The sequence below is a fragment of the Hymenobacter monticola genome (genome assembly GCF_022811645.1).
In the GTDB taxonomy this organism is placed as follows: domain Bacteria; phylum Bacteroidota; class Bacteroidia; order Cytophagales; family Hymenobacteraceae; genus Hymenobacter; species Hymenobacter monticola.
Map to the genome: position 1 here is coordinate 5,151,546 of NZ_CP094534.1, position 23,189 is coordinate 5,174,734.

General features: G+C 65.3%; 21 protein-coding genes. 11 read left to right on the forward strand and 10 right to left on the reverse strand.

Features of this window, described 5'->3' with window-relative positions:
* Window positions 1–2: 2 nt before the first annotated feature.
* Complete coding sequence (locus tag MTP16_RS21625) at window positions 3–794, reverse strand: PhzF family phenazine biosynthesis protein (protein WP_243513796.1); 792 nt, start codon at window positions 792–794, stop codon at window positions 3–5.
* A gap of 193 nt (window positions 795–987) precedes the next feature.
* Here MTP16_RS21625 and MTP16_RS21630 point away from each other — a divergent pair, with 193 nt between their 5' ends.
* Genes MTP16_RS21630 through MTP16_RS21640 form a run of 3 tightly spaced genes read left to right on the forward strand, consistent with a single transcriptional unit; the run spans window position 988 to window position 4,379 of the window.
* Window positions 988–1,563, forward strand: a complete 576-nt coding sequence (locus tag MTP16_RS21630) for an RNA polymerase sigma factor (RefSeq protein WP_243513797.1) — start codon at window positions 988–990, stop codon at window positions 1,561–1,563.
* Complete coding sequence (locus tag MTP16_RS21635) at window positions 1,556–3,361, forward strand: outer membrane beta-barrel protein (protein ID WP_243513798.1); 1,806 nt, start codon at window positions 1,556–1,558, stop codon at window positions 3,359–3,361. The genes MTP16_RS21630 and MTP16_RS21635 overlap by 8 nt, the downstream gene beginning before the upstream one ends.
* A 34-nt stretch (window positions 3,362–3,395) precedes the next feature.
* A complete protein-coding gene (locus tag MTP16_RS21640) occupies window positions 3,396–4,379 on the forward strand; it encodes a hypothetical protein (protein WP_243513799.1) in 984 nt (327 codons plus the stop codon).
* Window positions 4,380–4,503: 124 nt separating this feature from the next.
* Here MTP16_RS21640 and hutI read toward each other — a convergent pair whose 3' ends face one another.
* A complete protein-coding gene (hutI, locus tag MTP16_RS21645) occupies window positions 4,504–5,766 on the reverse strand; it encodes an imidazolonepropionase (RefSeq protein ID WP_243513800.1) in 1,263 nt (420 codons plus the stop codon).
* Between the two features lie 260 nt (window positions 5,767–6,026).
* Window positions 6,027–7,154 carry a spore photoproduct lyase family protein gene (locus tag MTP16_RS21650; protein WP_243513801.1) on the reverse strand — a complete coding sequence of 376 codons (1,128 nt, stop codon included), beginning with the start codon at window positions 7,152–7,154 and terminating at the stop codon, window positions 6,027–6,029.
* Window positions 7,155–7,349: 195 nt separating this feature from the next.
* Here MTP16_RS21650 and MTP16_RS21655 point away from each other — a divergent pair, with 195 nt between their 5' ends.
* On the forward strand, window positions 7,350–7,868 hold the full coding sequence (locus MTP16_RS21655) for a 2'-5' RNA ligase family protein (protein ID WP_243513802.1): 519 nt from the start codon (window positions 7,350–7,352) through the stop codon (window positions 7,866–7,868).
* Between the two features lie 86 nt (window positions 7,869–7,954).
* Here MTP16_RS21655 and MTP16_RS21660 read toward each other — a convergent pair whose 3' ends face one another.
* Both MTP16_RS21660 and MTP16_RS21665 read right to left on the reverse strand, forming a co-directional pair.
* A complete protein-coding gene (locus MTP16_RS21660) occupies window positions 7,955–9,229 on the reverse strand; it encodes an energy transducer TonB (protein WP_243513805.1) in 1,275 nt (424 codons plus the stop codon).
* Window positions 9,230–9,359: 130 nt separating this feature from the next.
* Window positions 9,360–10,925 carry a glycosyltransferase family 39 protein gene (locus tag MTP16_RS21665; RefSeq protein ID WP_243513808.1) on the reverse strand — a complete coding sequence of 522 codons (1,566 nt, stop codon included), beginning with the start codon at window positions 10,923–10,925 and terminating at the stop codon, window positions 9,360–9,362.
* Window positions 10,926–11,125: 200 nt separating this feature from the next.
* Here MTP16_RS21665 and MTP16_RS21670 point away from each other — a divergent pair, with 200 nt between their 5' ends.
* Window positions 11,126–11,743: a hypothetical protein gene (locus tag MTP16_RS21670; protein WP_243513810.1), complete on the forward strand. Its 618-nt coding sequence runs from the start codon at window positions 11,126–11,128 to the stop codon at window positions 11,741–11,743.
* 22 nt (window positions 11,744–11,765) lie between these two features.
* On the opposite strand, the gene MTP16_RS21675 is transcribed toward MTP16_RS21670, so the two are convergent.
* Both MTP16_RS21675 and MTP16_RS21680 read right to left on the reverse strand, forming a co-directional pair.
* Window positions 11,766–12,764, reverse strand: coding sequence for an alpha/beta hydrolase family protein (locus MTP16_RS21675; RefSeq protein ID WP_243513813.1), 999 nt, complete (start codon window positions 12,762–12,764; stop codon window positions 11,766–11,768).
* 48 nt (window positions 12,765–12,812) lie between these two features.
* Complete coding sequence (locus MTP16_RS21680; RefSeq protein WP_243513816.1) at window positions 12,813–13,058, reverse strand: hypothetical protein; 246 nt, start codon at window positions 13,056–13,058, stop codon at window positions 12,813–12,815.
* Window positions 13,059–13,158: 100 nt separating this feature from the next.
* On the opposite strand from MTP16_RS21680, the gene MTP16_RS21685 reads away from it, so the two are divergent.
* From MTP16_RS21685 to MTP16_RS21695, 3 genes are all read left to right on the forward strand, one after another.
* Window positions 13,159–14,151 (forward strand): SPFH domain-containing protein, encoded by a 993-nt coding sequence (locus MTP16_RS21685; RefSeq protein WP_243513819.1) that lies wholly within the window; start codon window positions 13,159–13,161, stop codon window positions 14,149–14,151.
* 202 nt (window positions 14,152–14,353) lie between these two features.
* Window positions 14,354–15,517, forward strand: a complete 1,164-nt coding sequence (locus MTP16_RS21690; RefSeq protein WP_243513823.1) for a hypothetical protein — start codon at window positions 14,354–14,356, stop codon at window positions 15,515–15,517.
* Window positions 15,518–15,695: 178 nt separating this feature from the next.
* Entirely contained in the window at window positions 15,696–17,042 is a 1,347-nt protein-coding gene (locus tag MTP16_RS21695; protein ID WP_243513826.1) for a YfcC family protein, read from the forward strand.
* Here MTP16_RS21695 and MTP16_RS21700 read toward each other — a convergent pair.
* Genes MTP16_RS21700 through MTP16_RS21710 form a run of 3 tightly spaced genes read right to left on the reverse strand, consistent with a single transcriptional unit; the run spans window position 17,039 to window position 18,512 of the window.
* The gene (locus MTP16_RS21700) at window positions 17,039–17,575 is read right to left on the reverse strand and encodes a protein-tyrosine phosphatase family protein (protein WP_243513829.1); all 537 of its coding nucleotides are present in this window, start codon (window positions 17,573–17,575) and stop codon (window positions 17,039–17,041) included. The two genes, MTP16_RS21695 and MTP16_RS21700, sit on opposite strands and share 4 nt — an antisense overlap.
* 54 nt (window positions 17,576–17,629) lie before the next feature.
* Window positions 17,630–18,037 carry a DUF6960 family protein gene (locus MTP16_RS21705; protein WP_243513830.1) on the reverse strand — a complete coding sequence of 136 codons (408 nt, stop codon included), beginning with the start codon at window positions 18,035–18,037 and terminating at the stop codon, window positions 17,630–17,632.
* On the reverse strand, window positions 17,988–18,512 hold the full coding sequence (locus tag MTP16_RS21710) for a hypothetical protein (protein WP_243513832.1): 525 nt from the start codon (window positions 18,510–18,512) through the stop codon (window positions 17,988–17,990). The genes MTP16_RS21705 and MTP16_RS21710 overlap by 50 nt, the downstream gene beginning before the upstream one ends.
* A 191-nt stretch (window positions 18,513–18,703) precedes the next feature.
* Here MTP16_RS21710 and MTP16_RS21715 point away from each other — a divergent pair, with 191 nt between their 5' ends.
* The 3 genes from MTP16_RS21715 to MTP16_RS21725 all read left to right on the forward strand — a co-directional run bounded on the left by MTP16_RS21715 (window position 18,704) and on the right by MTP16_RS21725 (window position 23,074).
* Window positions 18,704–20,587 carry an alpha-amylase family glycosyl hydrolase gene (locus MTP16_RS21715; RefSeq protein WP_243513839.1) on the forward strand — a complete coding sequence of 628 codons (1,884 nt, stop codon included), beginning with the start codon at window positions 18,704–18,706 and terminating at the stop codon, window positions 20,585–20,587.
* A gap of 114 nt (window positions 20,588–20,701) precedes the next feature.
* On the forward strand, window positions 20,702–21,598 hold the full coding sequence (locus tag MTP16_RS21720) for a YitT family protein (protein WP_243513842.1): 897 nt from the start codon (window positions 20,702–20,704) through the stop codon (window positions 21,596–21,598).
* A 162-nt stretch (window positions 21,599–21,760) separates the two neighbouring features.
* Window positions 21,761–23,074, forward strand: coding sequence for a carboxylesterase family protein (locus tag MTP16_RS21725; RefSeq protein WP_243513849.1), 1,314 nt, complete (start codon window positions 21,761–21,763; stop codon window positions 23,072–23,074).
* The last annotated feature ends 115 nt before the right edge of the window (window positions 23,075–23,189 follow it).

Genomic DNA, 23,189 nt, shown 5'->3' on the forward strand with positions numbered 1-23,189 from the left:
TTTTAAATAAGCAGCTCCCCCGCTGCATACGTCACCGCGTAGCCGCTGATGTCGACCCGGTCGCCGCGCAGGCGGCACCACAGGTCGCCGCCGCGGGGTGAAATCTGGCGGGCGCGCAGCTCGGTTTTGCCCAGCTTTTCGGCCCAGTACGGGATGAGCGTGCTGTGGGCCGAGCCGGTGACGGGGTCTTCGGGCACGCCCACGCGGGGGCCGAAGAAGCGCGACACGAAATCCAGCTCGCCGGTGCCGGGCGCGGTGGCGATGACGCCCACGTACTCCAGCGCGGCCAGGCGGGCCATGTCGGGCTTGAGTGCTCGCACTTCGGCTTCGGAATTGAACGTCACCAGCAGGTCGCGGGCGGCCAGCACCCGGAGCGGCGTGGCGCCCAGCGCATCGGTGAGGCCGGTGGGGTGCGTGGTGAGTTCCTGCGGTGGGCGCGAGGGAAAGTCCAGCGTGAGGCGGCCGTCGGCTTCGCGGGTCACGCGCAGAGGGCCGCTTTGGCTGTGGAAGGTGATTTGCTTTTCGGTGAAGCCGAGGTGGGTAAACAGCACGTGGGCCGAGGCCAGGGTGGCGTGGCCGCAGAGGTCGATTTCGACAGCGGGCGTGAACCAGCGGATGTCGTACTCGGCCGCTGTGCCGGCGCGGGGCACAATGAAGGCGGTTTCGGCCAGGTGGTTTTCGGCGGCAATTTGCTGCATGAGCGTGGCGGCGGGCCAAGCATCGAGGGGGCACACGCCGGCGGGATTGCCGGTGAAGGGCGTTTGGGCGAAGGCGTCGACGTGGAAGTAGCGCATGGAAGAAGGATGTTCGGAGCGTGGTGGGATTTCGAGAGCAAGAATACGGCTTATTCAGATGCAGAGGGCGCGGCCCCCGGGCGGCAATTGATTTCAAAATATCTTTAGACCCCGTGCAACCGCGTGGGCCGGCCACCGGTCATGGCTCCACACAGCCGGTCCTGTACAGCCGGCTTTGCCATCTGCTTTCTACATGCCGCCTTCCATTGTCACCGTCGATGAAGCGCTGCTGGCGGCGTGCCGGCGTGGCGAGTCGGCGGCGCAATACCAGCTCTATAAAAAACTGTCGTACAACCTGATGGGTGTATGCCTGCGCTATTGCCCCAACCGGGCCGAGGCGGAGGACGCGCTGCAAAACACGTTCGTTAAAATTTTCACCCGCCTCGACCAGTACCGCGGCCAGGGGCCGTTTGAGGGCTGGGCGCGCCGCATTGCCGTCACCACCTCGCTGCACGCCGTGGAGCAGTACCGCCTGCGCCACCCCGGCCCCAGCGGCGACGCCCTCGACGAGCTGGCCGACGGCCTGCCCACGGCTGAGCCTTCGGCTGTGGACCAGCTGGCCGCCGACGACCTGGTGGCGCTGATGGCCACCCTGCCGCCCGGCTACCGCACCGTGCTCAACCTCTACGCCGTGGAGGGCTACTCGCACCAGGAAATCGGCGAGCTGCTGGGCATTGCCGAAGGCACCAGCAAATCGCAGCTGGCCCGCGCCCGGCGCCTGCTCGAAACCCGCCTGGCGGCCCTAAAAATCCCGAATTACCATGTCTGACCCTACACCCCAAGATTTGTACGACGCCCTGCGCAAGCGCCTGGCCGACTACGGCCAGGAGCCGCCGCCCGATATGTGGGCCGGCATCCGGCAGCAGCTGCCGCCCCCGGTAGCCGTGCCGCGCCGGCGGCGCTGGCGGGCCAGCCTGGCGCTGCTCAGCCTGCTGTTTGTGGTGGCCTCGCTGGCCACTTGGCAGTGGCAGCGCGCAGGCCATTCGGCCGTGCAAACGGGCGTGGCGGCGCGGCGCGGGCCGGCAGCAGAATCGGTTCTTAATGGGTCAAATAAGCAGTCGAATAACTCAATTGCCACAGCGCCAGCAGGCGAAGCTTCCAGCGCAGTGACGGCGACGAGCTCTGCTGGTTCGGCTTCGGGCGCGATGCCGACGAGGCTAGGTGCCGGGGTGCCGGGTGAGGCCCCTGCTGCTAGCCCCGGGCCGCGTGCAGTGGCTTCGGCCACACCAGCACCGGCCGCAGAAGCCGGGGCAAGACCGGCCGCTGCGCCTGCGGCCTCAGCTTCGGCCGGGACTACGGCAACAGCTGGCCGCACCGTCCGGCCCAAACGGGCGCTGGCCGGAGTCGGTTCCAAAGCTTCGATAGCCCGGACGCGGCCCTTGGTGCGCCCAACGCGAGCAGCTGGCCTGGGGCATGAGCCGGCAACAACAGGGCAGCCAGGTGGCGCTGTCTCGCTGGGCACGGCGGCTACGGTTCGGGCTTCGCGGTCGGCCACGCCACGTTCCTCTACAACGACTTTCGCGCCCGTAACTCCAGCGGCGCTTGAGCCCGTTGCCACCGGCCGGCCGGCTTCTTCTACTTCGCCCCAAGGAGCTACCAGAGTGGTGTCCGCCACAGCTGGAACAGTTCCGGCATCAGCCCCCTCGGAGCCAGCCATTGCGGCAGCGCAGCCCGATGTGAGCCCAACCGCTCAGTGGGAGTGGCTCAACGCACGTCTGATAAGCCTACAATTGCCCGGTGGGGCCACCCCGGCCGCCCCTAAGCCAGTAGAGGTACCGGCCCTGCCGCCGCTGGTGCCCACCGTTGTGTCGCGGTGGGCGGTGCAATTTGTGGCGGGGCCGGGCCTGACCTACCGCCACCTGGGCTCGTCGCCGCTTTCCTACACCACTCTTACCACCCTCGCCCCTGCCCCCACCTCGCCCGCTACTTCGAGCGGCAACATCAGACCGGTTGTTGTTTCAACCACCACAACCTCTAGCTCCGGATTGGAACGCCCGGCCCTGGGCTACGGCGCGCAGTTGAGCGTACGCCGCACCCTCACGCCCCACTGGACCCTGAGCGCCGGCCTGGGCTATGCCGAATACGCCACCCAGCTGGCCCTGCGCCAGGTGAATGCTTCCCAAATCACGCGGTCCAACTACGACTTTGCCTTTCTCGACAGCCTCAGCCGGACCGATGGCACCACCATCCGCCAGCGCGACACCTACCGGTTTCTGACGGTGCCGCTGCGGGCCGGCTACGCCTGGACCACCGGGCCGCGCTGGCAGGTGGGCTTGCTCGGGGGCATCGATGCCGCCATCTACCTCGGCGGCACCACCACCGAAGGCTCGGCCTGCGCCTGCCAGCCCCAGGCCTGGCGCGCCTCGGGCAGCCCCTACCGCAGCCTGAGCCTGGCCGCCAGCCTCGGGGCCGAGGTGCGCTACCGGCTGGCCGGGCCCTGGCAGCTGTTGGCTCAGCCCACCGCCAGCTACCTGCTCACGCCGCTGGCCAAGCCGGTGAGCGGTTATTCCATTCGCCACCTGTTCGGCGCCACGGCGCTGCTGGGCGTGTCCTACGACCTGCCCTAGCGCCTCCCGGCTCCGGCCCAACCGCACTTTTTTTATGAACCGACTTGTGCTAACAGGTCTGGGCGTGACGCTGCTGGCCAGTAGTTGCCGCCAAGACGACCTGGTGCTCTACACCCCGGCGGCCGATTCGTTGGCGGCGGCCACCAGGCCCTTTGCGCCTGCCGTGCAGACGTTCACTGTAAATCTGGGCCAGGCGCAAACCTTGCGCACCCGCGGCGGCGCCACCATCGCATTCGCAGCCAACTCGTTGGCACTGCCCAACAATGCCCTGGCCACGGGTACGGCCACGCTGCGGGTGCGCGAGCTGCGCACGGTGGGCGACATGCTGCTCACGGGTATGCACACCAACCTGGCGGTTTCCTCGGCCCAGCTGCTGGTGTCGGGCGGCGAATACAACGTGCAGGTTTGGCAGGGCAACACCCGCCTGCGCTGGAGCAGTCCGTTCATTGGCTCGGGGCCGGCCACGCCGGGCTGGCCCCGGCTCAGCGCGCCCGTTCCCACGGCGGGCCTCGACACCACCCGCATGTTTCTGTGGGCCATGCCCCTGAATAGAAACGCGGCGGTGAATGGCGCGGCCGATTCCGTTGGCTGGCAGCCGGCCATACAGGGCGGGGCCACGGGCTGGGCCCCGGTTCGCCCAAGCGGGGGATTCTACAGCGTCAATTTTCCGCTTGACACCATCAGCTGGCTGAATTTCGACCAGTACTGGCGCCCCGTGAACAACGCAAACTGGACCACGGCCCAGGTGCGCGTGCCCGCCGGCGCCACCGAAACCCGGGTGTACCTCCGCCCGGTGGGCTACACCAGCCTCAGCCGCACCTTCGCCACCGCCGACCCCACGCTGTGGCAAAACCATCTGCCCGAAGGCACCGACACGCAAGTCATTGTGCAGCAGTTGCGCGACGGTCAGCTTTATTTCGCGGCGGAACGCTACATCTGGCGCCGGAATGCGGTGTACGCTCCCGCGCTAAAGGCCTATACGGCCGCTGAATTGGCGCAGCTAGTGCAGCAGTTGTGACCAGTATGTGGGGTGGGATGAGCCAGCACGGGTACCCCGAAGCTCCGCTTCGGCTCGCGGCTGCATCGTTCGCCGAGCCGAAGCAAAGCTTCGGGGTACACGTGCTGCTTGTTCAGGCAGCCAGTCAGGCGCTCTCGCCCCCAATCACCACCTCGCGCACCGGGTTTTCGCCCAGCCAGTACGGAATTTCGGCCACGCTGCCCACGTTAAGCACCAGCAGGTCGGCGCGCTTGCCGGGTTCCAGGCTGCCACAGTCGGCAGCGTGGCCAATGGCCCAGGCGGCGTTGAGGGTGGCGGCAGCCACGGCTTCTTTGGGCGTGAACCCCATCTTGAGGCAGGCGACTGATAGGGCAAGCCACAGGTTTTTGCTGGGGCAGGAGCCCGGGTTAAAATCGGTACTCAGGGCCACGGGCAGGCCATTTTCGATGAACTCACGGCCCGGCGCGTATTTCTCCTGCCGCAGAAACAAGGGCACCAGCGGCAGCAGCACGGCCACGGTGCGCCCATCGGTTTGCTGGGCAATGCGGGCGGCGGCGGCGGGCGTGAGGTAGTCGCAGTGGTCGACGCTGGTGGCACCCAGCTCGGCGGCCATTTCGCAGCCGCCGAGGTCGTGCAGCTGCTCGGCGTGGATTTTCAGGCCGAAGCCCATTTTGTGGGCCTGCCCCAGGAAATAGCGCGCCACGTTCAGCGGAAAAGCCCCTTCCTCGCAGAAAATATCCACAAAAGCCGCCTCCCCTTTCAGGTCAGACAGCACTTCGCGCAGTATGAAATCGACGTAAGCGCGCGGGCCGGCTTCCTTGAACTCGGGCGGCACCACGTGGGCGCCCAGGAAGGTGGGCACCACCCGCACCGGCTGCCGGCCCCCGGCCGCGCGGGCCACCCGCACCAGCCGTAGCTCGGTGTCGCGGTCGAGGCCGTAGCCGCTCTTGGCTTCGAGCGTGGTGATGCCGTAGTGGCGAAATCCTTCGAGGTGGTGCAGGGCGTTTTCCATCAGCTCCTCTTCCGAGGCGGCGCGGGTGGCCCGCACGGTGCTCAGGATGCCGCCGCCACTGGCCAGAATGTCGAGGTAGCTTTCGCCGCGCAGCTTGCGCTCGAACTCGTGGGCCCGGTTGCCGCCGAAAACGAGGTGGGTGTGGCATTCTACCAGGCCGGGCATCACCACACGGCCGGTGGCGTCTACCACGCGGGTTTCGGGGGTTATGTAAGTAGTATCCAACGCTGCCATTGGACCCACGGCGGCAATTTTATCGCCTTGGCAGGCCACGTAGCCATTTTCGATGATGAGCCAGTTGTTCAGGTCGGCGCCGGCCAGGGGGCGGTCGGTGGGGCCGCCGGCCAGGGTGAGCACCTGCGCGGCGTTTTGGATGACGAGGGTGTAGGGAAGCATGCAGCAAATAACGCTGCGCTTCGTGAGGAATGCAGCATAATCAGGGCGCGGAACTGTCATTGCGAGCAGAGCGAAGCACCCGAAGGACAGCGTAGCTAATCCGTCCTGCCAAAACCAGAGACTTCCTTTTACCAGAAAGCCCCGGCACCACAATGGCGCAGGGGCTTTGTCATAGTATTAGGTTGGTCGCTGAGAACAGGATGGATTAGCTACGCTGTCCTTCGGGTGCCGCGCTTCGCTCGCAATGACAGGGCTTACGCTTACGTCCAGTACTGCACCGGCGCATGGGGGAAGCGGCGCTGCCACTCGGCGTAGAACCACGCCTTCATGGCCTTCATCTGCTCGGGCTGGTACACGTATTTGAGGCCGCCGAATTTGTTGCGCTTCACAGCGCGGCCGTCCTCGCTCAAGTCGAGGCTGGTGTTGGGGTACCACTGCAGCAGCACGTCTTTCGAGCCGGGCGTGAAGCGGTGGGTGATGAACTCCACGGTCAGGTCGCAGTCGAAATCCAGGGCCTGTTGCAGGCGGTCGAACAGGTCGGTGTAGTGCTGCTGCCAGTCGGGAATGGGCATGATGGGGGCCAGCACCACGCCCACGCGGTAGCCACCCCCGCCCTCGCCCACCGGCAAGGCCAGCCGGCGCAGGGCCTGAATGCGGGCTTCGACCGAAGCGGTGCCACCTTCGAGGCGCCGCACCACCGGCTCGGCGTTCAGCGAGAAACGGGCGCGGGTGCGGCCTTGGTGCGGCAGGCTCAGCAGGGAGTCGATATGGTTGTACTTGCTCACGAAGCGCAGCTGGGCACCTTCGCGCTGGCTGAAGTGACGCACGGCCGCGGCCAAGCTACCGGTGAGGTGCTCGATGCCCAGCACGTCGGTGTAGCAACTGGCTTCGAAGCTTACCACGCGGCCGGCCTGCTCGTAGCTGGCGGTGTTTTGCAGCAGCTGGGGCAGGTTGGCAAAGGCCTTGACCACGGGCGGGCCGCTGAGCGAGCCGGCCAAGTAGCAGTACTGGCAGTGAGCGGGGCAGCCTTCGGCCAAGTTCAGCTGCCAGTCGGCCGAGGGCGGAGTGGGCTGCAGGCGCAGGGCACCGGCGGGGGCCTTCACCACGGCCAGGGTGTTTTTGGCGGTGCGGTAGGTGGCGCGCACGTCGCCGCCGGGGTCGCGCAGGCCGGTGAGGCGGTTGCTTTTCAGCAGCTCCACTTCCAGGTTCTGGGCCGTGACGCGAGCCAGAATTTGCTGGCCAAATTCTTCGTCGAGGGCGTCGGGCGTGAACACCACGCGCTGCGGCAGCCACAGCTTGGCCGAGTGCGTGCGGGGCGCCAGGGCGGGCGCGGGCACGTCGGTAAGCAAGGTATCGGAAAGGGCAACGAGCGAGCCAGAAGTCAGCATAAAACCGGGTTGGTGACGGATAATAGCTCAACGCTTTTGGCGCGAAATAAAGTCCGAAAAAACAGCCTAAAACCGACGAAAATCAGCCTTTTTACTTATTAGCCCCCTTGTCAAATGCCCTGCTGAATATACCCGCAGTGCAGCGCCGGTTAGCGGATTTGCGTACCCGCTTTAGCCTTCTGCTTATCCTGCTCCATGTCCCAACCCGACGACGCCCCGCTCATCCTCACCCTCACGCTTGATGCCACCTCACAGACGTATTTCAACGACCTGCGGCAACAGCACTTCCCACCAAAAATAAACTACCTCGCTGCCCACCTCACGCTGTTTCACCACTTGCCCGGCCCGGAACTGGCCACCGTGAGCGAGGAGCTGCGCCACTTCAGCCGCGAACAGAAGCCGTTGCCGCTGCAAGTGGCCGGCCTGCGCTCGCTGGGCCGGGGCGTGGCCTTCACCCTCGAAAACGACGAGCTGCGCGCCCTGCACCGCCGGCTGCAAACCGCCTTCGCCGCCCACCTCACGCCCCAGGACCGGCAGAAGCTGCAGCCCCACGTCACCATCCAAAACAAAGTAGACCCCGCAGAAGCCCGCCAGCTACTAGCCGAACTGCAAGCCACATTCGTACCCTTTGAGGCCCAGGGCACGGGGCTGCACCTGTGGGCCTACCGCAACGGGCCGTGGGAAAGCCTGGCCGAGTTTCCGTTTGGGGGTTAGCAGCATTCCGAATTCAGCCAATAAGCTGGGTTGGAGCAAGAATGTTGCTTGGTCTAAAGTGCGGCCTGACGGTCGCGTTTCGTTTGCTACTTCTCTTCCTGGGCCGGCTCGTAGGGAAAAGGCAGGCTCACGCGGATTTCGTGGTCTTGCCCCGCTGCGTTCTGGTAGCGCGCGGCGCGCATGACGCGCAGGGCCTCCTCGTCGCAGCCGTAGCCCAGCCCTTTGACCACCATCACGTCTTGCGGCACGCCCGCTGGGTCTATTCGCATTTGAAGCGTCACCTTGCCCCGCACCTGCTTGGCCCGCGCGTCGGCCGGGTACTGCACCTGGGCCTTGAGCGCCTCGTAGCTCCCAATTAATTCCACCGCCGACGCCTCGCGGGCTGCCACCACTGGCGCCGCGGCCGACGGAGCGTAGAGCGTGGGCGGGTTGGGGTTGTGCGTGGCGGTGGGCACTTGGTAGGCAATGCCCCAGTGCTGCAAATACTCCGCTAGGGGTGGCAGCCCCACCTTGGCCCGGCGCACGTCCACATTGGGCTCGTCTTCGATAGGTTGGAGTTGGTAGTGCCCATCGGCCTCGCCCCGGAACTGCGAGCCGTAGACCTGCGGCTCGCCCCGCTCCTTCTTGATGCGGTCGATAAAAATGGCCACCGACGACCACGCCAACTCTTTTTTATCGGCCGCCGCCGTCAGCAAGGGCAAGTATTTTTCATCGGGGTTGTGCTGAAGCACCAGAAAGGCCGCACTTTTCTGGTACTCGCCCACCAGCGACCGGCCCGGATACCCATGCCGGGCAATCAGGCTGTCGACCTGCCGGGCCAGCCGGATGTCCACGGGCGCCTGCCGCCGCATGGCTTCGGCTATCTGCGGGGCATTGATGCCGAATTTTCGCTCGGCCGCCTCGGCCTCTATCCGGTATTGCTGGTCCTGGAATTGAATTTTCTTCAGCAAGGCTACCAGGGCCGGGTCGAAGGCTGCTTCGTGCTGCTGTTGCTTGGTGCGGGCCTGCGCCAGCAACCGCGGCCAGGTGGATTGGGACTCTAGCGAGGCAAAATCCGCCTCCGCCCGCAGCTGCGCTTCGGAGAAATACCCCTTGGCCACAGCCTGGCTTAGCCAATCCAGGGCCCGCTTCGGCTCGTGGTTGCGGGCAGCGGCCTGCGCCGCCTGGTAATAGTCCCGCGCTTTGCCGCTCGTTTGCTTGAGGCCCTTTTGGTAGCTGGCACTGGCCGCGCCGTATTCCTGGTGCAGAAAGTGTTGCCGGGCCGGAGCCAGCACATCAGGCGCGGCCTGGGCCTCGGCAGTGGACAGGCTGGCGTGGGCGATGACCAGGGCCAGGAAGGCAACGGAAAGGGGGTGGCGCATGCAGAAAAGGAGGTAGCTGGGGCGTGCTGCGAAAACAGCGGTCGGTTTCGCAGCAGCAAGATATTGCTGCCCGCCAATAAATGCCACGCCAGTCCAATCCGTTAGCACCGGCTTCGCGCCGCCCCCAGAGCTATTTTGGCGCCGTGGGGCCTTCCCAGGCATCCAGCTCGGCCTGACGCTCCCGCCGAATCTGAGCCAGTACGGCGCTGTCGGGCCGCAGGCCGATGGTGATGGCTGTGCCCCGCTCGCGGGCATAAGGGTCCGTGATGGCGGCGACGCGGCGGTAGGAGGCAAAGCGCGGCGCTAATTCAAGGTGCGGCTCGTCGTCGATGATGAGGATGGCCTGGCAGGAGTCAAGTGGCGGGTACCAGTAAATGAAGCTGCCGTTGAGGCTGTTGGCAATGGGTAGCTTGCGGTGGCGGTTGAAGTAGTTGATGGCGCTGGCCTGGCCGTAGTTGACGCAGTGAATGAGCGTGTGGGCGCGGGCCGCGGCGGGCAGGCTTTGGTAAGCGGCCCAGGTTTTGTCGGCCAGTTCGCGCCAGCCGCGCATGTCGGCGTAGTCCTGCGGCAGGGCGTGGTTTTGGCCGTCTTCCCAGCGGTATACGCCCAGCGAGGCGTATTTGGGCTGTAGCGCGGCCATGGTAGCGGGGCTATACAAGGGGAACAAAATGGGCGCGAAAAAGATGGGGAAGGCCAGCGGCAGCAGCACCAAAGCCACCTGCAAAGCCGGCCGCCAGCCAAAGCCAACCGGCCGCACCACCCGCTGCGACGGGCGCAGCCGCGCCTCCCACCACACGGCCCCGAAGGCGTACAGCACCGGGTAGTAGCCCAACGCATAATAATCTTTGCCGTGCAGCGCGGCCAGCAACCCCACGCCCAGCACCGATACCCACCCCACAGCCCGATACGGCCGAAACGCCCGGCTCAGCAGCAAGGCCAGCAGGCCGGGTAGCCATACCCAGGTAGCGGGCAGGTTCATCAGCAGCTGCGCTTTCCAGAAATCGAGAGGGTTGACGTGCATCAGCTGGCTTTCCTTGAGCAGGGCCATGTGGTGCACAAACGGAATGCCGTGCCGGATTTGCCACAGCGCGTTCGGCAGCCACAGCAGTAGCGCCAGCGCCGCCGCGCCCCAAAAATGCCGGTTCAGCAGCAGCCGGCGCCAGGGGGTGAGCAGCAGCGCGCCGCCCAGCGCCGCGATGAAAAACAGCGTGGTGTACTTGTTCAGCAAGCCCAGGCCCAGCGCCGCGCCCAGCAGGTAGAGGTAGCGCGGCCGCTTTTCCTGCCCGAAGCCCACCAACGCATACAGCGCCAGCACAAACCCAAACACCTCGAACGAATTGGGCTGAAACAGCAGGTTGAGCCGAGCAAAGGCCGCCGCCAGGTAGCAGGTGCCCGCCAGCGCCTGCCCAAACCAGCCCGCGCCCAGCCGCCCGGCCAGCCGCACCACCAGATACACCGTGGCCGCGCCCCACAGAAACGGCCAGAAATGCACCCAGCCCTCGCCCCCGCCCAGCGCCAGCGTCAGCCAGCCCTGCGCGGCCAGCAGCGGCGGCACCTCCAGGTAGCCCCAGGCCAGGTGCTGGCCCTGGTTGAGGTACAGGTATTCGTCGCGCTGCAGCTCGTATTGCGGGCTGATGAGGAAGTAGCCCGACACGAACTTGACCAAGGCGAAGGCGAGCGGCAAAAGGCGTTTCATGCCCGGCAAGGTAGCAGCGGGGGCAAGTTGTAGCGCGAACTTTGTAGTTCGCGTCCCCACGCCGATTCGATGATTGTTGTGCTGGCACGCGAACCACAAAGTTCGCGCTACGGCTCGCGCCGCTGCCCCAAATCCCTCCTAACTTTACCCGTCTTCATCAATTCCTTTCCAGCGCCTCTGGCTAAAACCCCTACCCTTTCATGATTTTCTACGGAACCAACGGTTCGCACGTGCGCACCGCCCCTTTGCCCGGCGTGGCCTGCCCCAACTGCTCAACGATGGATAGTGTGAACGCCAGCGTTTTCAGCCGCTACGCCCACATCTACTGGATTCCGCTGTTTCCCTACAGCAAGCCCATCGTGGCCCAATGCGAGCACTGCCAGCAGGCTTGGGAGGAGAAAGTCATGCCCGCCGAGGTGCGCGAGCCGGCCAAGGCGCTGAAGCAGGACACCCGCTCCCCGCTGCTGCACTGGGCCGGCCTGGGCGTCATCGCGGTGCTCATCTGCGTGGGGGCTCTGATGGGCGCCCGCAACGACCGCGAAGACAAGGCTTTCCTGGAAAATCCGCGCGTGGGCGACATCTACACGGTTCGGACCAAGGAAGATGACAAAACCTACTCGCTGCTGAAAGTAGTGGCCGTGAAAGGCCCCACCGTGGACGTGGTGCCCAACGAGTACACCATCAACCAGCGCAACGCCCTCGACGAGCTCAACGACCCCGCCAAGTACAGCAAAGAGTCCTTCACGCTAAGCCAGTTCGAGCTGAAAACCATGCAGAACAAGGGCCAGCTCACCGACGTGGACCGGCTGGAGAAGTAAAGCCCGCCCGCGGCCGTGCCAGCTATTGCGGCCACAGGCCCGCCCAGCGCAAAAAGTCCTCCCCCACCTGCTCCCAGTAGAAGTCGTCGTAATTGACCCGCCCGTTTTTCATGCCGAAGAAGTTGTGTTCGCGGCCGGGGTACTCCCGGAAGGTGAAGTTGGTGCGGTGCTGCCGCGTGGCTTCCAGGCGCAGGTGGTCGTCGCCGGCCACGCCGCTGTCGAGGGTGCCGAAGCCGATGAACATGGGTACTTTGGTGCGCAGCAGCACCGGCATTTCGGAGGTGCCGAAGCCGTAGGTGTTGCGCGGGTCGTCGCCCTTGCAGTCAGCAACAGTAGGGTCGGCCACCACCTGCTGCCAGCGGCGGAAAATCCAGCCCGCCGCCGCCGTGTCGGCTTCCTGCCGGGCCTGGGCCAGCATCGACATGAGGCGGCCCAGCGGGTTGCCGCTCAAGTACACGGCCCGGCTCACGAGGCCCGGCACGGCCGCCAAGTGCGCCACCACCGCCGTGCCCTGCGAGTGCCCGCCGATAACGACATGTGCCGCATCCACCCAGGGCTGCTTTTTGAGGTAGCGCAGCACGGCCTCGTCGCGCCGCACGTAGTAGTCGAGGTAGTTGCGGGCGCAGTAGTAGGCCGGCGGCTGGGTCTGCTGAAAGATGACGTTGGGATTCTGCCCCGTCACGTCGAAGGTGAGCGGCAGGCCAGGCTTGCTGATGATGGCCAGGTGGCAGGTTTCGAGCACCTTTTTGGGCCGGAAGGGAAACACCGGGAAGGCCCCGCGCTCGTCGTAGAGCACCAGGGGCATGGGGAGCGAGCCCTGCTCCCAGAGCAGCAACGGCTTCTTCCGCTGCTCCTCGCCGGGCTTCGCCATAAGCAGCACCTGCACGCTGTCGCGCCCGAACATGACCACCAGGCGGCGGTAGCCAAAGGACTCGGGCGAGCGCGGGGCGGGTTTGGTTTGAGCAGAAGCCGGCCGGGCCAGGCTCAGCAGTAACCCTAGTAGTAGTAACAGGTGCCGCATCTAATGTTTTTCTGGCACCGGCTACGCTGCCGGGGCGGCGCAAGGACTTTAGAGGCCGCTGGGCAGTTGCACCAGCCGCAGGTAGTCGCCCAGGCCCGCGGGCTTCTGGAACACGTGGATGAAGAGGATGTGCTCTTCGCCGCGGCTGCGCCAGATTTCGGCGTAGAAGCCCGCCACGGCATACAGCGTCAGGTCGAAGCTGTCTTCCTGGCGCTCGGCCAGGCGGGTGCCGTGCCGGGCGAGGTGCTCGGCCTGGCGGCGCTGGTGCAGGGCTTTAAAATCGGTGAAATTCATGAAAATAAACAGGCGGTAGAACCGATGGTAGCGGGCCGTTTCGGTTGTCGGTTTTTCTCCTTAGGTTGCACCAAAATACATCCACCTTGCTTGCCGCCGCATGGGCCTCTTCGACTTTATTCGCAACGAGCTGATTGAGATTATCGACTGGGTTGATAACTCAACCGATACCGTCATCTGGAAATTTCCCGACCACGAGAATAACATCAAAAACGGCGCCCAGCTCGTGGTGCGCGAGTCGCAGGTGGCCATCTTGCTCGACGAAGGCCGCGTGGCCGACGTGTACGGCCCCGGCCGCCACGTGCTCAGCACCGCCAACATGCCCGTGCTCACCACCCTACGCGGCTGGAAATACGGCTTCGAGTCGCCCTTCAAAGTCGACGTTTACTTTGTGTCCACCAAGCAGTTCACCAACCTGAAGTGGGGCACGCCCAACCCCGTCATCCTCCGCGACCCGGAGTTCAAGCAGGTGCGGATACGCGCCTTCGGCACCTTCGCCCTGCGCGTGAGCGAGCCGGCTAAGTTTCTGACCGAATTTGCCGGCACTAACTCCCTCGTGCGCATCGCCGATGTGGAAGGGCAGCTGCGCTCGGCCATCGTCAATAAATTTTCCGACACCCTGGCCGAGGCCAACGTGTCGGTGCTCGACCTGGCCCGCAACTACCAGGAGCTGGGCGAGCGGCTGCGCCCACTGCTGCAAGACGATTTCGGCGCCTACGGCCTGGAGCTCACGCGCTTCTACCTCGAAAACGCCAGCCTGCCGGCCGAAGTTGAAGCCTTCCTCGACAAGACTTCGCAGATGAACATGGCCGGCGACATGGCCCGCTTCCAGCAGTTCCAGGCCGGCTTGGCCGTGGAGAAAGCCGCCGAGCAGGAAGGCGGCATTGGCGGGGCGGCCGTGCTGCTGGGCGGCCTGGGCAACATGATGGGCCAAGCCACCGCGCCCACCGCCCCGGCGGCCGCCCCAGCCGCCGGCCCCAGCAAGGAACAGGTGATGCAGCTGCTCCGCGACTTGGGCCAGCTGAAAGCCGACGGCATTCTGACCGAGGAGGAATTCAACACCAAGAAGGCGGAGCTGTTGGCGCGGCTGTAGCTAGCTGGAAAGTCAGATAACTCGCGGGTTTCGTTCTGGCGTGGGGCCTCGCCCCCAGCCCCTCTCCCAAGGGAGAGGGGGGCCAGTCGTCAGTGCAAAACCGGTGCTTCCTCTCCTTTGGGAAAGGGGGTCAGGGGGTGAGGCCCCACGCCAGAACGAAACCCGCAAGTAGCTTTCGCGGCATCATAAATATTCTCCCCCGATGGACCCCGCCACCGAAGCCACGCTGCGCCAATTGCGCGAAACCGACCTGCTGCGGGCGCCCTGCGCCGGTTGCGGGGCCCAGTTGGTATTTCAGGCTGATACCCAGCAGCTGGGCTGCACCCACTGCGGGGCCACGCAGGCGCTAGAGTTCAGCCAAAACCGCCTGAAGGAAAACGAGCTAACCGGCGAAATCGGCCAGGAGCTGGACCCCAGCCGCTACGTGGAACAGCAGCTTTTCAGCTGCCCCAGCTGCGGGGCTCGCACCCGCGTGGCCGCCGATGCCCCCACGTTGAACTGCGGCTTCTGCGGCAGCCGAGCCATCAACCCCGAGGCCCAGCGCACCCGCCTGATTGAGCCCGCCGGGGTGCTGCCCTTCCGCCTGAGCCGGGCGGCGGCCGTGGAGCGGTTTCGGGGCTGGATTGGGACGAGCTGGCTGGCGCCCAACGACCTGGCCAAGGCCGCCAACCTCGACAACCTGCACGGCATCTACCTCCCCTTCTGGACCTTTGATGCCCAAGCGCATTCCGACTGGGACGGCGAGCGCGGCGACTATTATTATGTGACCGTGAGCGACACCGACGGCAAAGGCCGCACCGTGACCCGCCAGGAGCGCCGCACCAACTGGAGCTACCAAAGCGGCACCCACGACGACTTCTACGACGACCTGCTGCTGCCGGCCTCGCGCGGCCTCACCCGCCACCACAAAAACGCCGAAGAAGTGCTCGACTACGACCTGCAGGAGGTGGTAGACTACGACCCGCGTGTGCTCTTGGGCTGGGAAGCCGAGGTGTACGACCTCGACCTGCACGCCGGCCGGGCCCAGGCGCACGACATCATCCGCCAGCGCGAGCGCGACGCCTGCTCCGAGTTGCTGGGCGGCGATACCCAACGCGGCCTGCACGTGGACACTTCGCTCAGCTACGAGTCGTTCAAGCACTTGCTGCTGCCGCTGTGGCTGTGCGCCTACACCTACCGCGGCAAGCTCTACCATTTCCTGGTGAACGGGCAGACGGGCAAGGTGTCCGGCTCGCGCCCACTCTCGTTCTGGAAGGTGTTGCTCCTGGTGCTGCTGGGGCTGGCCGTGGCCGGCGCAGCGTTCTATTTCTGGAACGAAGCGCACGGCCACACCACGGTCCAAACGCATTTCGAGTACCGGCCTTAGGCGGCCGAACGATGTATAGACGCGACACTTCGCGTCTCCACGTTGAACGACCAGAACCGCGCCGTTCGGGGTATTGTGTCCCTGCTCATTCAGCCGTTTGCCGTTCAACGAGGAGACGCGAAGTGTCGCGTCTCTACCTTCGCACCGCGTTTTTGTGGGCGTTGCCCGGCTTTTTCCTATGAACACCTTTCGCTTCCCCCACCCGCTCGTCTTGCTGGTGGGCTTCATCATACTGGCCGCGGCCCTGAGCTACGTGCTGCCCGCCGGCCAGTTTGCCCGCCAGAAAAACGAGGCCACCGGCCGCGAGGTGGTGGTACCTGGCTCCTATCAGCGCGTGCCAGCCACCCCCGTAAGCCCGCTCGACATGTTGGTGGACATTCCCAAGGGCATGGCCGACGCGGCGGGCGTCATCTTCCTGATTTTCCTGGCCGGCGGCGCTTTCACCGTGCTCGACCAGACGGGCGCCCTGCGCCACGGCGTGGACTGGCTGCTGGCCCGCGCCCACGGCCGCGAAGTGCTCGTTATCCCCATCATCAGCCTGCTTTTCGCCACCATGGGCGCACTGGAGAATATGGGCGAAGAAATTGTGCCTCTCATCCCGGTGCTGCTGGTGCTCATGCGGCGGCTGGGCTACCCCGTTATCACGGCGGTGGCGGCCAGCCTGGGCGCGGCCATCGTGGGCGCTGCCTTTAGCCCCATAAACCCCTTCCAGGTGGGTGTGGCCCAGAAACTGGCGCAACTGCCGCTGCTCTCGGGCGGCGGCTACCGGCTGGCGCTGTTGCTGCCCGCCGTGGCCCTCTGGATAGCCGGCGTGATGCGCCACGCCATTCGCCACCGCGTGGCCCCGGAAATCACCACCGATGAAGTGGCCGCCGATGCCCGCGGGGCTGGGCGCCACGGGCTGGTGCTGCTGTTGCTGCTGGTGTGCTTCAGCATCTTCGGCTACGGGGTGGTGAGCCTGGGCTGGGACTTCGACCAGATGGGCGCGCTGTTTTTCGTGCTGGGCGTGGGGGCCGGGCTGCTGGGCGGGCTGGGCCTCTCGGGCACGGCCGAGGGCTTCGTGACGGGCTTCCGCGACATTGCCTTTTCGGCGCTGCTGATTGGGTTTGCCCGCGCCATTTTCGTGGTGCTGGAGCAGGGCCACATCGTCGACACCATCGTGCAGGCGCTGTCGGCACCACTGGGGAACCTGCCGGTCACGCTCTCGGCGCTGGGCATGATGGTGGTGCAGACCGCCCTGCACCTGCCCGTGCCCAGCGTCAGCGGGCAAGCCACGCTCACCATGCCCCTGTTCGCCCCGCTGGCCGATATTATCGGCCTCTCCCGCCAGGTGGTGGTGCTGGCGTTTCAATACGCCGCCGGGCTGTGCGAACTCATCACGCCCACCAACGGCTCCCTGCTGGCCATCCTGGCCATCTGCGGCATTCGCTTCGACCAATGGCTGCGCTACGTGTGGCCGCTGTATGCGCTGCTGCTGGCGCTGGGCGTGGCCGGCGTGGTGGCGGGCATCTGGCTGGGCGTTTAGGCGCCGGTCCGGTACTGCCGCACGAACGCAAACTGAGCCGGAGTCTGAGGCGAGGTTGGTTCGCGGTATACCTTGGCCACGGTTTGCCACTCGCGGGCAATGTGCGCCAGGGCTTCTTCGCCGCTCAAGCCAAGGGCTTGCTGCAAATGGCAGCCTACCACCACCCCGGTGCGGCCAATGCCACCCCAGCAATGCACCGCCGCCCGCCGGCCCGCCGCCGCGCTGTCGGCCAAGGCTTCCAGCACTTCGGCCAGCCGTTCGTCGCTGGGCACATCCATGTCCGTCACCGGAAACCGGCGGTAACGCACCTGCCCCGGTTCCAGGCCGTGGTGGGTGGCCCGCTGCTGCAACAGGGCTTCGTAGGGCCGCAGCTCGCCCGGTTCGGTCAGGTCGTAGAAGTCGCGGATGCCCGCCGCCAGCAGCACATCCAGCTTAGCCACGGCCTTGGCGTCAGTCAGGTCGCCGGGGTATTCGCAGGCTAGCAGCAAGGGGGTAGCCCAGTACGAATTGGGCATGGGGCGGGGAGCAGACATGGACGTAGCTTGGCTTGAAGGCTGAAATTTAGGTTGACGTGGCGCCAAATCCGACTAATCGGCCCGCAGTTCGCTGGCCTGGAACACGCGCGGCAGCTTGCGCTTGCGCTCCACAATCTGAAAGGAAGCCGAGTCGGTCGATTCATCCCAGAACACGTCCGACACGTGGCCGAAGTGGCGGTACTGGCCCGGCTGGGGCGTCACCTCCTCCACCGAATCGCCGAAGCTGAACTTGGGCTTGTGGTAGATTTCCTTGAACAGCTCGGGGCGCACCAGAAACTGCTGCTCGTCGTAGCGAATGGTAATCCATTCGCCATCCTCGTCTTCGCTGATTTTCTCGAACAGCTTGCCTACGGGCTCCAGCAACTCAAACGAGCGACGGTTGGCGGGGTGAATGTAGCGGAAGCCGTACTCAGGCGACCAGCCGTAGAGGCCAAAAACAACGGGTTTGGGACGGGGCATTGGGCAGGTTAAGGGCGGGGCAAAGATTACCTGTAAAACCCCAAATAGCCAGCCGAAGTTGCTGCGAAAGGCGTTTAGTTTGCCTTTGGCGCAGGGGCCAAATGCCCGGCGGCGTGCGCCAGCAGACGGTCGCGGTGCGCGGCGCCATCGTGCGTGTTGGCAAACGAGATGCGGTGCTTTTGGCCATCAATGCGGTGCACCAGCGCGTCGGCCGGGCCATCGGCTCGCGGTGGAAGGGATTGTGGCGCAGGTGGCGCATCTCGCGCACCATCAGCACGAGGTAGGCAGCGCCCACGGCTATTTCCAGGGCTCCCAACAGGGTAAAATGCTCAGCTCCCGTGAGAATGGGAACTACACCGAAAAACAGCACCAGGGCCGGCGCCACATGCCCCAGCGACTTGCCCACCTGCTGCTTGGCGTGGCGGCGGTGGTAGAGCGTGGTGCGGCCCTCGACGGCGGGAGTGGGAGTGGCCATACCCAAAAAGGTCGGCAGAATTTAACAAACCAGCAATTAAGCCCGGTGCCAGGCCCCTAACCAACAGCCCCTAGGCCCCACGGCTGCGGCCGAGCTAGCCAAAAGTTCGGCAGTTGCGTATTGTTCAGCTACCGCTTGCCTGGCACCGGCCAAATTTCTGGCTGCCTGGGCAAGGGGCTTTGCTTTTTTAAATGACTGCCATTTCCGCCTCCAAACCGGCGCCCCGCGCCAAAACTTCCCCCAATACCGCTACTCCCAAGCCTACCCCCCAGCCCGCCGGGCCCGCGCCGCAGCCCGGCATGGGCGCCGTGCCCCACGCCGAGGGCACCACCTTCCGGGTGTGGGCGCCCCACGCCGATGGTGTGTCCGTCATTGGCACCTTCAACGAGTGGCAGGCTGACAAAAACCCGCTAACGCACGAAAGCGACGGCTACTGGGCGCTCGACGTGCCCGGCGCCAAGCCCGGCGACGAGTATAAATTCCACATTACCAACGGCCAGCAGCAGTTCGACCGGAACGACCCCTACGCCCGGCAGGTGACCAACTCGGCCGGCTCGTCGGTGGTGCACGACCCGCATTTTGACTGGGCCGACGACGAATTTCACATGCCGGCCTGGAATGAGCTGGTGATTTACGAGCTGCACGTGGGCACCTTCAACGCCCCCGACGCCGACAAAGTGGGCACCTTCGCCGATGTGGCCGAAAAGCTGCCCTACCTGCGCGACCTGGGCATCAACTGCATCGAGTTGCTGCCGGCCACCGAGTTTCCGGGTAGCCGCTCCTGGGGCTACAACCCGGCCAACCCATTTGCGCTGGAAAGCGACTACGGCGGACCGGTGGCCTTCAAGGAACTGGTGAAAGCGGCCCACCAGCATGGCATCGCCGTGGTGCTCGATGTGGTATACAACCACTTCGGGCCCGGCGACCTGGACTTGTGGCAGTTCGACGGCTGGAGCGAGAACGACGGCGGCGGCATCTACTTCTACAACGACTGGAAGGCCGAAACGCCCTGGGGCCACAACCGCCCCGACTACGGCCGTCCCGAAGTGCGCCAGTACATCCGCGACAACGCTCTGATGTGGCTGCAGGACTACCGCGTCGACGGCCTGCGAGCCGACGCCATTGCCTTCATCCGCAACGTGAAGGGCGAGGAAGACCCCGGCGCCGACCTGCCCGAAGGCTGGAGCCTGATGCGCTGGATTAACGAGGAAATCGACCAGACCATGCCCTGGAAAATCACGATTGCGGAAGACATGCGCGGCAACGCCGGCATCACCGAAAGCGTGGCCCACGGCGGCCAGGGCTTCGATTCGCAGTGGGACAGCTCGTTTGTCTACCCCATCGTGGACGCCCTCACCGCGCCCTTCGATGCCGACCGCAACATGCAGGCCGTGGCCCAGGCCCTGGCCGTGAGCTACAACGGCGACGCCTTCCGCCGCGTCATCTACACCGAAAGCCACGACGAGGTGGCCAACGGCAAGCACCGCGTGGCCGACGAAATCATGCCCGGCGCGGCCGACAGCTACTTCTCCAAAAAGCGCACCACGCTGGGCGCCGCGCTGGTGCTCACGGCGCCGGGCATCCCGATGCTGTTTCAGGGCCAGGAGTTTCTGGCCGATGGCGAGTTCAACGACGCCGAGCCGCTGGAGTGGGCCCACGTGGAAACCCGCGCCGGCCTGGTGCACCTCTACCGCGACCTCATCAGCCTGCGCCGCAACTACCACGGCACCACCCGGGGCCTGAGCGGGCAGCACACCCACGTTTTTCACGTCAACGACGCCGACAAGCTGGTGGCCTTCGCCCGCTGGAATGAAAGCGCGGACGCGCCCCACGACGCCACCATCGTGCTGGCCAACTTCGCCAACGAAGCCCGCGAAAACTACACCATCGGCCTGCCCGGGCCCGGCCGCTGGACGGTGCGCTTCAACAGCGACTGGCGCGGCTATGATGGTGAATTCGGCGATTTCGACAGCTTCGGCGTCGATGCCGAGGCGGGCGAATACGACGGCTACGCCTGGCACGGCCGCATCGGCGTGGCGCCCTACGCGGTGCTCATTTTGTCGCGCGAAGCCTAACCATTCATCCGCTGTTCGTATAGCAGAACGTCATGTGGCAAGCGCCGCATGACGTTCTTGCATTTTGTATTGCCCACGTTCTGAGGTTTCGCGCCTCGCTCCTTTTCCTAGCTTATGATGCCAACCGACTCCCCTCCTACTCAATTCAATAACGCCCCGAACTCTGAGTTCAAGAACGCACTCTTTATTGCCACCGGGGTTATTTCGGCCGCGTTCGGGCTCAAATCTTTCCTGCTTTCGAGCCACTTCATTGATGGCGGCGTCACGGGCGTTTCAATGCTGCTGGCCACGGGCTTCCGGCTGCCGCTGTCCATTCTGATTCTGGTCATCAACCTACCCTTTATTGCCTTGGGCTATAACCAACTGGGCCGGCGCTTTGCCTTGCGCAGCGCCATTGGCATTGGTGGGCTGGCACTGGTGCTGGCCGTGGTTCCCTTCCCCGACGTGACGCACGACCTACTCCTGACGGCCGTGTTCGGGGGGGTATTTATTGGAGCAGGCATTGGGCTGGCCATGCGCGGCGGGGCCGTGCTCGACGGCACCGAAATTGCCGCCCTACTCGTAAGCCGCTACTTGGTGCTGCTCAAAGTCAGCGACTTAATCCTGATTCTCAACGTCGTCATCTTCGGCGTGGCGGTGCTGGTGCTGGGCACCGAGCCGGCCTTGTATTCGATGCTCACGTACTTCGCCGCTGCCCGCGTGCTGGAGTTCGTGCTCAACGGCATCGAGCAGTACACGGGCGTCACCATCGTGTCGGAATACAGCAACGACATCCGCCGGGTCATCACCGAAAAGCTGGGCCGGGGCGTCACGATGTACCAAGGCAAGTCGGGCTACGGCAAGCGCGGCGAAATGGGCATTGAGCGCGACATCGTTTTCACCGTCGTCACGCGCCTGGAGCTGCCCGCCCTGCGCACCGCTGTGCAGGAAGTAGACCCCCGCGCTTTTATCGTGCAGTATCGCATCGACGATGCGCAGGGCGGCATTATCAAGAAGCGGGCGCTGCATTAAGGCTTTCTCCAACGCGCCGCCTGCTGTAGCGCCTCACCCCCAGCCCCTCTCCCCAAGGAGAGGGGAGCCAGTCGTCAGGAGCATGGCCGGTTCCTCCTCTCCTTGGGGAGAGGGGGTCAGGGGGTGAGGCGCCACGGCACCGCGCACTCCAACACTATCCTCATGCCCACCTTCACCGCCCCCGCCGGCACCATCATCGGCCGGGCCGATGGGCCGGTGCTGCGCGCCACGGGCATTCGCTACGCCCGCGCCGCGCGCTTCCAGCCGCCGGAGCCCGAACCACCCGCCACGGAACCAATTCAAGCTACGGCGCCCGCACCCGCCTGCCCGCAGCTGGCCGACCCGCGCGTGGACCAGGTAATGGGCGACCTGTTTGCCGCCCTGAGCTTCGACGAAGACTGCCTGCGCCTGTCCATCACCCTGCCCGCCGACTACCGGCCGGGCGAAGGCCTGCCGGTCATCGTGTGGGTGCACGGCGGCTCCTACGTTTCGGGCGCGGGTGACTTGGCCATCTACGACCCCGCCACCTGGGTAGCCGAGCAGCGCGTCGTATTCGTGGCCGTCACGTACCGGCTGGGGCTGTTTGGGTTTCTGGGCAGCGGCAGCACGCCGCCCAATCTGGGCTTGCTCGATTTGCTGGAAGCCCTGCGCTGGGTGCAGCGCAACATCGCCGCTTTCGGTGGCGACCCGGCCCTGGTTTCCCTGTTCGGCCATTCTTCGGGAGCCGATGCCATTGCTCAGCTCATGCTGACGAAGGGGGCGGCCGGTTTGTTCCGACGCGCCATCATGCACAGCGCGCCACTGGGCCTCACCCGGGGCCGCCAGCGCATGCTGCGCGCCATGAGCCTGGCCGTGGGCCCGCTCCTTCCCACCGCCTCCGTGGCCGAGGTACTGGCCCGCGAAAGCGCCGTGGTGCGGGCCGCCCGCTGGCAGGGCCTGAAAAGCGGCATGCCCTTCGGCCCTCAGTACGACGCCGCCCCGCTCCCACCCGAAACCGAAATTGACGCCACCTGGGCCGCCGTGGCCCCGCACATCGACGTGCTCATCGGCGCAACGGCGGAGGAAACCCGCTTTTTTGCGGTCATCGACCCGACTTTCAATTGGCTGCAGCGCCTGCCGGTGGCGGGCCGCCACGTGGTGCGCCTGCTTACGGAAGTCACCTCGCGGCGCATCTACCTGGGCCCGGCGCAGGCGTTTGCGGCGCGCCAGGCCCGCGCGGGCGGCCGGACCTGGCGGTTTGTGCTCACCTATCAGCCGCCGGGCAGTCCGTTCGGGGCCGCGCACGTGGTCGACTTGCCGCTCTTGCTGGGCAACCGCGCCAGCTGGGCTGCCACGCCGCTGCTGGGCGAGGCCGACTGGGAAGAATTCGATGCCGCCGGCCGGCAGGTGCGGCAGTTATGGGCCGATTTTGCCCGCACCGGTGCGCTGCCCGCGCGGGTTGATATTCCGGGCGTGCTGAAGGTGGAGAAGGCGTAGATAAAGACTGTCATCCTAAGCGTAGCGAAGGACCTTTTCACGCTTGAACAGTAGCCGTTCGGACGTGAGAAGGTCCTTCGCTACGCTCAGGATGACAGGCGAAAAACAGCGTGTT